Below are 12,243 nucleotides of genomic sequence, written 5' to 3'. Positions count from 1 at the left end.
TAAGGCTATGCAACTCAAAAAAGCTTTCAAAAGAACAAAAAATATCTAATTTTCGCTTCAATTCAAAAAGTCTAAGTGAGTTCATTCTGTGAAGTTTCTTCTAGCTGAAATATTTTTTTGATGAGTTCTAAACTCTCATCAGACGTATCGTTGTCTTCTCTAAAGTGGTGCGCAAACTGATTAGTTATTTTTTGAATAATATTGTTGGTAATCAGTTCTGCTTGATCTTCGTTAAAATCGGCTAATTTTTTACGTTGTGTGTTTAATTCCGAATTTTTGAAATCGGTAAGTTTGTGTTTTAAGGCTTGGATTGTAGGTACAAACTTTAAGGTGTTTAGCCAAGTATTAAAATCGGCCATAATTTCCTCTATTATAGCTTCGGCTTTTGGTATAAATGTTTTGCGCTTTTCTAGAGTGTCATCTGTAATTTTAGCCAAATCATCCATATGTACTAAAGATACATTTTTTAACTCATTTATATCTTCGTTTACATTTTTTGGTATAGATAAATCTAAAACTAATAATGGTTTTTCTGTGGTAATTAGATTTTTAAAAACCGTTGGATTCTGTGCTCCTGTAGCAACAATTACAATATCAGAATTGTTAATTTCGGTTTCAAGGTTTTCGTAATCTTTTACAATAAGATTGAATTTCCCTGCGACTTCTTCAGCTTTAGTTTTTGTTCTATTAATAAGGGTAATATGCGGGTTTTTAGTGTGCTTCACTAAGTTTTCGCAAGTGTTTCGCCCTATTTTACCAGTACCAAAAAGTAGAATGTTTTTTTCTGAAATATGTTCTACATTGTTCATAATATACTGAACAGAAGCAAAAGATACTGATGTTGCACCAGAGGATAATTCGGTTTCGTTCTTGATGCGTTTGCTTGCCTGAATTACAGAGTTTACAAGACGCTCAGTAAAAGAATTTAATAAGCCTTCTTTCTTTGAAGCTCTTGCTGCAAATTTTAGTTGGCTTATAATTTCAAAATCACCTAAGATTTGACTGTCTAAACCAGAGCCAACTCTAAACATATGATGTATAGCGGTTTTACCTTTGTGTACATAAGCCACATCTTGAAACTCTTCTACAGTACCTTTGGTGTTTTCACAAAGTAGATGTATAAGTTGATATGGATGTTCTGCGAAACCGTATAATTCTGTTCGGTTACATGTAGAAATTACAATAAGACTTTCTATCCCATTTTGCTTAGCTTCCGCTAATAGGTTTTGTTTAGCAGTATCACTTAGGCTAAAATGACCACGCACTTCGGCATCAGCTTTTTGATAGCTGAGACCAATGGCATAAAAGTATGTGTTTTTGTGTTGTTGCATTCGCTCGTTTACCTGACTTGGAAATTAACAGAGCAAATTTATGTTTGATGCTACAAAAAAAATAACGCTAAAAGAACTTAAAGTGTCGTTTCTGGTTTTTTAGGGTTATTTTTTCAAAAAACATGATTTTTGTCATATTTTTATAGTAAAATCAAGGGTTTTTTAGCTCTTTGTTTAGAACAAATCTAAATAACAAGAAAATGAAATTGGAAAATACAGCTTCAAAAAGTGTCGCTATAGGTACTTTTGAAGAAACTTTTATTGAAGATGGCTTTTTTGTATTAACGCACAAGAATGAAAACGATATTGTTGAAATTCTTGAACGTGAGATTGATAGCACATATATACAATTTCACTTTTGCACTAAAGGTTCAGCTAATTTTGTGTTTAATAACGGAACGTATACACTAAATATTAAAGAGGAAACATCTTTACTGCTCTATAATCCGCAACGCGATTTACCAATTTATTTAGAAATGCAGCCACATTCTTGGTTGGTATCTTTTGTAATGTCTATAAAAAAGTTTCATAGTTTGTTTTCTCAAGATGCTAACTACGTTACCTTTTTATCAGATGAGAATAAAAACAAAAAGTACTATACAGACGGAAATATCAATCCATCTATGGCTGTAGTATTAAACCAAATGATAAGTTTTAATCTTAACCAAACGATAAAACCGCTGTATTTCAAAGGAAAGGTTTATGAGCTTTTGAGTTTGTATTTTAATAGAAATAAAGATGCAGATGTTGAGCAATGTCCATTTTTAGTCGATGAGGTTAATGTGGCAAAACTTAAAAAAGCAAAAGATATTATTATAGCCAATATGGCTGAACCTCCAACTTTACAAGAGTTATCAGAAACTATTGGATTAAGCCTCAAAAAACTAAAAGAAGGTTTTAAGCAAATTTATGGTGATACGGTCTATGGTTTTTTACTAGACTATAAAATGGAGGTGGCTCGCAAACTTTTAGAGTCTGGCGACCATAACGTTAATGAGGTTGGGCTAAAGGTAGGTTACAGTACAGCAAGCCATTTTATTGCAGCGTTTAAAAAGAAATTTGGAACGACGCCTAAGAAGTATATTACGGCTTCTGGTTAAGGTAGTAGTAATTTTAGTTTTTCTTTAAACTATCTAATTGTTTTTTATAGTTTTCAAGCTCTTTTTTGAGCTCATCACTAAACTCTATTTTTTTAGAAGTAGAATTTTGATTCAACTTTAGACTATCATTTTTAGCTTGAAAGCTTGAGTCTAACTTTCTGAATTTTTCAAGTATCTCGTTGGATTTTTGATAAGATAAAATCAGAGTTTTTAAGTTCTTTTCTCCATACTTAACTTTAGCTTCATCATATGATAGTTCTAAAATTTCAAGTAGTTCTATATGACTTTTAATCCCTTTGGCTGAGTTTTCAGAAATTAATTTTAGTGCTTTATTATTAGAATTGAAATGCTGTTTTATTTTATTGAAATCATCAGAAGAAATTTCAATAGAGTCTATTTGTTTCTGAAACTTTTTTAATTGTAAGCTATCTAAGTTTTGAGAAAAACCAAGTCCGTTTACTAGTAAAAAAAGACTAGCAAAGACGAAGTTTTTCTTATTAAACCTAATAATCATAATACCCATTATAACCACGCGAGGTTGGTGTTACGCGTTTTCGGTCTTTGTAAATCGCAAGGTTAATGATTTCTTCGTATTGTTCTTCTAGTTCTTTGGTTTCATCAACTGTGGTGCCATAACTATTACTTATATCATAATAATCTACAACGAGTTTTTTACCGTCTTTTGGTTTTATAAAAGAGATATAATGTAGTACTTCGGACTTACCAGAGTAGTCATCATCTTTATCTATTTTAAAGAAGTACATTACAGCATCTTTATTGCCTTTATCAGTTTTAAAATCGTGTTTCAATAAAAAGACAAGCGAATCCTTTTCTTTCTCATAATCTGCATTACCTAACAGTTTAGATTTTGCAAATTGTTGCTGACTAATATTAAGTGACTTTATCGAATTAAAGAGCTTGGCCTCGTCCAGTTCTTCTAAAAGTTTGTATTGATTTTCTTCATCCTCTATCAACTTCTCTTTTAATTCGCTCGGGATTTTTTCTTTGTTTTTAGCCAATAGCACATAATACCTTGTTAGTGCTGAGGTATCATCTACGTTGAGCATTTTTTCAAAAAAGTCTTTGGCAGTACGTTCATTTCGATAAGGAAAAATTAAATTAACGTAAGTTGATAAATCGTCTGAGTAGTAACCATAACCACTGTTACTTAGACTGCGTTTTACTTCAATCTTACCGTCATTTATTATCTGGTTTTTATATTTTTTGTAATCTTTTGTTTTGACTAAACCAGAATCTTTAACACGAGCCAACAAACCGTAAAGTGCTTCCTTGTATTCGCTAATAGTGCTGTACTGTAAAATTTCAGGAAACAAATCGGCTTTTAGTTCTAAAGAATCTTTCTTTGCGTAGCTATAAAAAATACTGCCAATACCTCCAAGTGGTAAATCGCGTTCCATTAAATCCATAGCCAACTCAAAGTTCTCTTTCTTCTTGGTGTCAAATAAACCTTCTAATATCGCAGACTGAGTTTGTGGATCTGAGTAACTGTCGTAGTAAAATTGTTTTATGAAGTCTAGATTGTTTTTAAGATCTATCTCTACAAGTTGACCTACTAAGTGCGACTTTATATTTAAACGTTCTTTATCGAATTCAAAATCTTTTAATACAGAAACAATATCTCTACTATTGTATTTTTTGAACTTAACAAGGTCGTAAGATTCTAAAATTATACTGTCGTTTTCTTTTAGTGCTTCAAAAAATTGACGGGTTTTATCTTTAAGTACGTCTTTACCCATTAAGGTATCTATTGGTGTAAAGGAATCGTAAAATTCAGTTATAAATTTAGAGGGTCCGCTAATAGAATCTATTAATGTTTTTAACTCAAAAAGTACACCTTCCTTAAGAATATTCTTTACCATTACTTGCTTGGCACTATTACTATCTGTGTAATTAAATGTGTAGGAGTAGATACCATCTTTATTGGACTTAGACCTATTGAAAATTCTAAATTTCTTTTTTGGTGTGTAATAACGAGTAGCTCCATTGGCTTTTCGATCTACATCTTTCCAAAGACTATCAATGTTATGAAACATTTGTAAGTCATGAAATTTGGTTCTGGTAATTTCTATTTGCTCATTGGCTTTTGTAGAGTAGGTGGTAGACTTTGTTTTTTCTTCATAATCTTTATCGTCTTTATCAGAACCATAGTATCCATAACCATAAGGATTTGGTAACGGAGATTTGGCATTGGTGTTTACCGTAAAATGAAGTGAAGTGTCTACCAATTTCTCAAATCCTGAATAATCTGTTTTATTGAATTTAAAAGATTTAAAAAATTCAGTTTTGTCATCAGTATTAGTGCCAACATAGCCTAAAAGGTAGTAGCTACCATCTTTTACAATTGTCTTTAAGTGTAAATTTTTGCCAGATGTTGAGTCTAAAACAGCACGAGACTCATAAGTTTTATAATCACCTCTTTTGAATCCACCTTCAGCTTCTTCAAGTTTATAATTTAAATAAAGCGCATGATGGAAATACTTAGCTTCAAAACTGTCTTCTTCGATATAGCTTAAGTCATGAAGTGTGGATTCTTCAACAAAATAGTAAGCATCATCTTTATAACCTTCTAATAACTTTTTTCCTTTATTAGCCATGTTACTTGTAACGTAATATTCAGGAAACTTAACTTGAAACTTTTTAGCAGGAGACACAAACGTTATTATAGAATCTGTAGGTGTTTTAATATCTATTGAGTTAAATATTTTGGCTTCATGCTTAAGCACAAAATCACTTCGACCTGCATATTTGATAATGATTATCTCAAGAGGTGTTTGGTAAATATGGTATTTCTGAAATTCACCTTTTTTAGTCTTATTAACGATGCTTAGTCCAGGATAAGGTTCTTTTAATTCTTCTTTCTTTACAATATCACCAGGTATATCTTCATACAATAAATCATCTATTTCCTTAAGTGTCATGTTCTCTTTTTCGTTTGGCAAATAAGTGAAACGACTAATTCTGTTTACTGTTAAATAAGCACCATTTGTCATATCTGGATCTAAATAATACTTCTGTCCTCCATAAGAGAATTCGCGTAATTCGTCGTAAGTATTTAAGCTTAAAAAACCGTCTGGTGTAATGTGCTTTGTTAGAATAGGTTCTATAAAAAGGCTATCTAGTTTTGTTTTTTCGGTTTTACTAAAATCAGTTTGCTCAGATATTAAAGCTTTAACAGTATAACCTCTTTCACGAAGCATATTAATCATTCCCTTTTCACCTGGTAAATGTGCTGCGCCAACGCCAGCAAATACAGATTTTTTAGGCATTAAATCCACCAATGAGTTTACCATGTTCTCGTTTCTAATAAAGAGCATATTTTCTCTGTAAAACTCTGTATTAGAACCAGCACCAATAGAGTCCAAAAGATCCAAATTTCTGTCGCGATAAAGATTTTCTTGTATGAGATAAGGATTCTCTTTAGCGTATAGTTTTTGTAACCAAGGATCTATATCTTTTTTGTTTGCGTTATAAGCCGCCTTGGTAGTTAAGTAACGAGACTCAGCCAAATCTTCTAGACCGTAAATTTCTTTACCGTTTTTCTTTCCTGCCTGATAGATAAACATGTCTAGATAAGTTTCTTCTTCAAAATTATCTGCAGCATTACTTTTTCTATACAAATAAGCATTGACAGCGCCATTATCCATCCTAACCGAAGCTCTAACAGCCATTTCTTCAGGATGAGTAAGCTTAAAAAGATTGGTGTAAAAGCCTTGTCTATAGTTGTTGTAAAAGGCCATTTCATCAATCATCATGTCGTAGTTAAAACCTGGCCATGTGATAGGGTCAGATTCTAATGCAACACATTCACTCTCATTAAGCGCTTTGTAGAACACATCATCTAACCTAAAAGCCACTTTTTTGCTTACATGCATGGTGCCATATAAGTATGAGGTTTTTTCTAATCCGTTACCAGAAATCTCCCAAAGCAGACTTTGATATTGTTGTTGAGAAAAAGCTGTTATTGAAATTGTAAATATTAGGGCTGTAAGAATTTTTTTCATTTTGTACTTTATAATCAGGACTTGTAAAGATATTTAAATCATTGAAATAGCCATGCTCAATCACTAAAACTCGTTTAAAAACTAAAATCATGGTTATTACTTGTTAAATATAACAACTCAAAAAAAGTAAAAACAGTATTTAACATAGCATTATAAATAAAACTAATACTAGTGATTTTATTCTATTACGAAAGGGTTGTATTTTTGTTATAAGAAAAAATGAATATGAAAAAAGGAGTTTTACTAGTTAATTTAGGTTCGCCAGATAGCCCTAATCCAAAAGACGTAAAGAAATATTTGGATGAATTCTTAATGGATGAACGCGTAATAGATCTTCCCCTTTGGGCACGTACATTATTGGTAAAAGGAATCATCTTAAACACCAGACCAAAGGCTTCGGCCAAAGCATATCAAAAAATTTGGTGGGAAGAAGGTTCGCCATTGATTGTGTTGTCCGAAAGACTTCAGGAAAAGGTGCAGAATAAGGTAGATTATCCTGTTGCTTTGGCCATGCGCTACGGAAGCATGAGTATTAAAAAAGGACTGCAAGAACTGGTTGATAAAGGTTGTACAGAAGTAAAGACAATCCCATTATATCCTCAGTTCGCCATGGCAACTACAGAAACGATTGATGTAAAAGTAGATGAGTTGGTTGCAGAGCACTTTCCGCAATTAAAAATAACTAGAACTCCTGCATTTTATCACAGAGAAGATTACAAAGAGGTTCTAGCACAAAGCATTGCCGAAAAGCTAGACGGTTTAAATTACGAGCACATTTTATTTAGTTATCATGGTGTGCCAGAGCGTCACATAAGAAAAAGTGATATAACCAATGGTAATTGCAAAATGAATGGTAAATGTTGTTTTAAAATGGGAAGTCCTCAACATGAGTTTTGTTACCGTCATCAATGTGAAATTACCACTGTAAATGTTGCTAAAAAATTAAAACTTAAAAATGGAACATACTCTACAACCTTTCAATCTAGATTAGGTTTCGATCCGTGGTTAAAACCATATACTGACAGAACCATAGAAAGAATGGGAAAAGAAGGTGTTAAAAAAATGGCCATTGTAACTCCAGCCTTTGTTAGTGACTGTTTAGAAACTTTAGAAGAAATTGCCATGGAAGGTGAGGAAATCTTCCACGAAGTAGGAGGAAAGGAGTTTACGGTAATTCCCTGTCTGAACGATAGAGATGATTTTGCACAAGTATTAACTAATATGATTGAAGAATGGGCAACCTCTGAAACTTTAGCGGTGTAATAAATGGCTAAAGTATCCTCACAAGATTTAGGTAGTCAACCAATAGGTAAATTGCTTGTAAAACAAGCTGTACCAGCCTCTATAGGTATTTTGGTAATGTCGCTCAACATTCTTGTAGATACTATTTTTGTTGGTAATTGGATTGGGCCTAATGCTATTGCTGCGATAAATGTGGTATTGCCAGTGTCGTTTTTTATTGCGGCTTTAGGTATGGCTATTGGTATTGGTGGTTCTTCAATTATTTCTAGAGCACTAGGTGCAAATAACAGAGAAAAGGCACTAACTACATTTGGCAATCAAATAACCTTAACGCTCTTATTTACGATTTCATTTGTTGTTCCAGGGTTGTTTTTTGTAGATTCTATAATACCAGCGTTTGGTGGTAAGGGAGAAATTTTTGATCCTGCAAAAATCTATTATGTTATTGTTCTTTATGGCGTGCCATTTTTGGCCTTGTGCATGATGGGAAATACCGTAATTCGTGCAGAAGGAAAACCAAAATTTGCAATGTATGCCATGATGATTCCCTCTGTTGGCAATCTTATTTTAGATTACATTTTTATAAAAATATTAGGTTACGGTATGCATGGTGCAGCTTGGGCGACAACAGGCTCATACATGCTATGTTTGGGTTTTATTGTTTGGTATTTTTTATCCAATAATTCAGAATTAAAAATTACTGAGTGTTTTTATAAATTGAATTTTCCAATCATTAAAGAGATAGGTGGTTTGGGTTTTGTAACCTTGGCAAGGCAAGCTATTGTAAGTATCACTTACTTATTAATGAACAATATTTTATTCAATTTAGGAGGTGAAACTTCTGTAACAGCATACGCCATTGTTGGAAGAATGCTCATGTTTGCATTGTTCCCAGTTTATGGAATAACACAAGGGTTTTTGCCTATAGCAGGTTTTAATTATGGGGCAGAACACTACAAACGCGTTAGAGAATCTATAATGACTGCGATAAAGTATGGTGTTTTATTAGCTGCTGTTATTTTTGTTTTTTTAATGCTTTTTCCAGATGCTATTACTAGGCTTTTCACACAGGATACAGAAGTATTAAAAGAAACTCCACCAGCCATGCGATGGGTGTTTGCGGCAACACCAATTATTGGTATTCAATTAATAGGAGCAGCGTATTTTCAGGCTATAGGTAAGGCTGTACCAGCTTTATTGCTCACACTGCTTCGTCAAGGAATTTTCTTTATCCCTTTGATTTTTATTCTACCAAGATTCTATGGTGAACTTGGTGTTTGGATGTCCTTTCCTATTTCAGATGTTTTAGCAACCATTGTTACCGTTTATTTTTTGCATAGAGAAGTAAAGTTAAAGTTAATACCGAAGGAAGTATAATAATTTTAAATCCGTAATTTTAGTGTTCTTTAACCAACTACTAATTTTTATGCGATTTTCATCTTATTTGTTAGCTGTTTTAATAGCATGTTTTAGCTTAGATCTACAATCACAAGACTTTCAAGAATCCGATTATGGAGCCTTAGAATACAGATTGCTCGGACCCTTTAGAGGTGGAAGAAGTGCTGCTGTTACAGGAGTGCCAAATCAACCTAACTTATATTATTTTGGAGCTACTGGTGGAGGTATTTGGAAAACTACAAGCGGAGGTCGTGCCTGGGAAAACATATCAGACGGATATTTTGGAGGAAGCATTGGAGCCATAGCTGTTTCTAAAAGCGACCCAAATGTTATTTACGTTGGTGGTGGTGAAAAAACCGTCAGAGGAAATGTATCTTCAGGTTATGGTATTTGGAAAAGCGTTGATGCTGGTAAAACATGGCAAGCATCTGGTTTACCTCAAAGTAGGCACGTACCACGTATTGCAATTCATCCTACCGATCATAATATTGTTTATGCTGGTGTATTGGGTAACATCTATAAACCAACACAAGAACGAGGTGTTTACAAAAGCACAGATGGTGGAAAAACTTGGAAAAAGACCTTATTTTCTAACGAACATGCTGGTGTTGTAGATCTAATAATGGATCCTACAAACCCTAGGATTTTGTATGCTTCAACTTGGCGTGTACAACGAACACCTTACAGTTTAAGTTCTGGTGGTGAAGGTTCTGCTTTGTGGAAAAGTACAGACAGTGGTGAAACCTGGACCGAAATATCGGTTAATAAAGGTTTTCCTGAAGGCACTTTGGGTATCATTGGTATAACAGTATCGCCAATAAATAATCAACGTCTTTGGGCAATTGTTGAAAATAAAGACCAAGGAGGTTTATACAGAAGTGACGATGGTGGTGAAACATGGACACAAGTAAATAGCGAAAGAAAATTACGTCAGCGCGCTTGGTATTACACCAGAGTTTATGCAGATACCAAAGATGTAAATACGGTTTATGTACTTAATGTGCGCTACCATAAAAGTACTGATGGCGGAAAGAATTTCAATACCTACAACGCACCACATGGAGATCATCACGATCTATGGATTGCACCAGAAAATCCAAATCGAATGATTATTGGTGACGATGGAGGTGCACAAGTGACATACGATGGCGGAGAGACTTGGAGTACCTATCACAATCAACCAACATCACAGTTTTATAGAGTAACTACAGATAATGCATTTCCTTATCGTATATATGTGGCACAACAGGATAATTCTACTATAAGAATTCCGCATAGAACAGATGGATATTCAATTACTGAAGACGATTGGGAAAGTACTGCAGGAGGAGAATCAGCACATATTGCTGTAGATCCTGAGGACAACGATATTGTTTATGGAGGAAGTTATGATGGCTTCTTAACAAGAGTGAATCATAAAACAGGAACAGTAAGAGCAATCAATGTTTGGCCAGACAATCCTATGGGTCATGGTGCAGAAGGCATGAAGTATCGTTTTCAATGGAATTTCCCAATTATGTTTTCTAAGCATAATCCAAACCGATTGTACACCTTTTCTCAGCATGTTCACGTTACCGAAAATGAAGGACAATCATGGGAAATTGTTAGTCCAGATTTAACTCGAAACGATCCGGAAAAATTAAAATCTTCAGGCGGACCGATTACTCAAGATAATACCTCTGTAGAATACTATTGTACAATATTTGCAGCGAACGAATCTCCTTTAAAAGAAGGTTTGCTTTGGGTTGGTAGTGACGATGGTTTAATTCACGTTACTAAAGATGGTGGTAAAACCTGGGATAACGTCACACCTAAAGGAATGCCAAATTGGATGATGATTAATAGTATAGAGCCAAGTGCTTTTGATGAAGGTACTTGCTATGTCGCTGGTACAAAATATAAAACAGGTGATTTTGCACCTTATTTGTATAAAACCACTGACTACGGAAAAACCTGGAAAAAAATAACAAATGGTATTAACGGAGAGCATTTCACCAGAGTTTTAAGAGAAGATCCAAAACGTAAAGGTTTACTGTATGCAGGCACCGAAACAGGAATGTATATTTCGTTTAACGATGGTAAAGACTGGAAGCCATTTCAATTGAATTTACCAATTGTGCCAATAACCGATTTAACGATAAAAGACAATAATTTAATTGTTGCGACTCAAGGTAGAAGTCTTTGGATGATTGATGATTTAACCGTAATTCATCAATTATACGATGCAGATTTAAGCAAAACTGTCTTGTTTCAACCAAAAGACACTTACAGAGTGCGAGGTGGAGGAAGAAGTGGTAGTTTAACTTCTGGTGCTAATCATCCAAATGGTGTTATCACATATTTCAATTTAAAAGATTATAAGGAAGACGACAAGGTGTCTCTAACCTATTTCGATACAGAAGGAGACACTATTAAAACATTTTCAACTAAAGACAAAAAAAATATACTTAAAGTTGAAAATGGAGCAAATCAGTTTGTTTGGGATATGACTTATGATGGAGCAGAACGTTTACCAGGTATGATATTGTGGTGGGCAAGTTTAGAAGGACCAAGAGCAATTCCTGGTAACTATAAAGTGAGTTTAAATGTCAATGGAAATGAGCAATCAAAACCATTTACAATTCTTGCAGATCCAAGGGCAGAAAGCACGCTTGCTGATATGGAAAAACAGTTTCAGTTTGTAAAAGATGTTAACGAAACTATGGATAAAGCGCATAAGTCTATCAAAAAAATAAGAAATATTAATGGCCAGTTAAGTGCATTTCAAAAGCAATATAAAGACGATGAGAATGTGAAAGATCTGGTGGAAAAAGCCAAAGCTTTAGAAGAGCAACTTTCAAACATTGAAAAGGAATTATATCAAACTAAAAACAGAAGCGGTCAAGATCCTTTGAATTTTCCAATTAAGTTGACTAATAAATTAGGGCATCTCAATGCTTTGGTAAGCATGGGAGATTTTGCGCCAACCGATCAGGACGTTGCTGTTAAAAATGAACTTGTTTCAAAAATTGAAACGCAATTGTCACAGTTTAACTCAATTCTTAATGATGAGGTGAAAGCATTCAATGCAGCCTTTAATTCTAAACAGTTGAATTATTTGTTTGTTGAGGATTAAGTCTAAATTTGTCATGCTGAATTTATTTTCAGCAT

General features: G+C 33.8%; 7 protein-coding genes. 4 read left to right on the top strand and 3 right to left on the bottom strand.

Features of this window, described 5'->3' with window-relative positions; translation table 11 throughout:
* Positions 1 to 71 precede the first annotated feature (71 nt).
* Entirely contained in the window at positions 72 to 1,331 is a 1,260-nt protein-coding gene (hemA, locus tag ACXAFS_RS01165; RefSeq protein WP_475304748.1) for a glutamyl-tRNA reductase, read from the bottom strand.
* 200 nt (positions 1,332 to 1,531) lie between these two features.
* On the opposite strand from hemA, the gene ACXAFS_RS01160 reads away from it, so the two are divergent.
* The gene (locus ACXAFS_RS01160; protein ID WP_475304747.1) at positions 1,532 to 2,431 is read left to right on the top strand and encodes a helix-turn-helix domain-containing protein; all 900 of its coding nucleotides are present in this window, start codon (positions 1,532 to 1,534) and stop codon (positions 2,429 to 2,431) included.
* Positions 2,432 to 2,444: 13 nt separating this feature from the next.
* On the opposite strand, the gene ACXAFS_RS01155 is transcribed toward ACXAFS_RS01160, so the two are convergent.
* Entirely contained in the window at positions 2,445 to 2,945 is a 501-nt protein-coding gene (locus ACXAFS_RS01155) for a hypothetical protein (RefSeq protein ID WP_475304745.1), read from the bottom strand.
* Entirely contained in the window at positions 2,935 to 6,453 is a 3,519-nt protein-coding gene (locus ACXAFS_RS01150) for a TraB/GumN family protein (protein ID WP_475304744.1), read from the bottom strand. The genes ACXAFS_RS01155 and ACXAFS_RS01150 overlap by 11 nt, the downstream gene beginning before the upstream one ends.
* Positions 6,454 to 6,678: 225 nt before the next feature.
* On the opposite strand from ACXAFS_RS01150, the gene hemH reads away from it, so the two are divergent.
* Genes hemH through ACXAFS_RS01135 form a run of 3 tightly spaced genes read left to right on the top strand, consistent with a single transcriptional unit; the run spans position 6,679 to position 12,208 of the window.
* Complete coding sequence (hemH, locus tag ACXAFS_RS01145; RefSeq protein ID WP_475304742.1) at positions 6,679 to 7,716, top strand: ferrochelatase; 1,038 nt, start codon at positions 6,679 to 6,681, stop codon at positions 7,714 to 7,716.
* 3 nt (positions 7,717 to 7,719) lie between these two features.
* A complete protein-coding gene (locus ACXAFS_RS01140) occupies positions 7,720 to 9,072 on the top strand; it encodes an MATE family efflux transporter (RefSeq protein WP_475304741.1) in 1,353 nt (450 codons plus the stop codon).
* Positions 9,073 to 9,121: 49 nt separating this feature from the next.
* Positions 9,122 to 12,208, top strand: coding sequence for a WD40/YVTN/BNR-like repeat-containing protein (locus ACXAFS_RS01135; RefSeq protein WP_475304740.1), 3,087 nt, complete (start codon positions 9,122 to 9,124; stop codon positions 12,206 to 12,208).
* Positions 12,209 to 12,243 lie beyond the last annotated feature (35 nt).

It is taken from the genome of Winogradskyella sp. ABM4_392 (assembly GCF_056160445.1).
Note: the sequence above shows the minus strand (reverse complement) of the source record. Positions and strands in the feature narration are given on the sequence as shown.

What these genes read in the sequence shown, in the direction of transcription:
- ACXAFS_RS01160 (WP_475304747.1), top strand. Translation starts at nt 1,532, where the DNA reads ATGAAATTGGAAAATACAGCTTCAAAAAGTGTCGCTATAGGTACTTTT.
- ACXAFS_RS01155 (WP_475304745.1), bottom strand. Translation starts at nt 2,945, where the DNA reads ATGATTATTAGGTTTAATAAGAAAAACTTCGTCTTTGCTAGTCTTTTT.
- ACXAFS_RS01135 (WP_475304740.1), top strand. Translation starts at nt 9,122, where the DNA reads ATGCGATTTTCATCTTATTTGTTAGCTGTTTTAATAGCATGTTTTAGC.
- hemH (WP_475304742.1), top strand. Translation starts at nt 6,679, where the DNA reads ATGAAAAAAGGAGTTTTACTAGTTAATTTAGGTTCGCCAGATAGCCCT.
- hemA (WP_475304748.1), bottom strand. Translation starts at nt 1,331, where the DNA reads ATGCAACAACACAAAAACACATACTTTTATGCCATTGGTCTCAGCTAT.
- ACXAFS_RS01150 (WP_475304744.1), bottom strand. Translation starts at nt 6,453, where the DNA reads ATGAAAAAAATTCTTACAGCCCTAATATTTACAATTTCAATAACAGCT.
- ACXAFS_RS01140 (WP_475304741.1), top strand. Translation starts at nt 7,720, where the DNA reads ATGGCTAAAGTATCCTCACAAGATTTAGGTAGTCAACCAATAGGTAAA.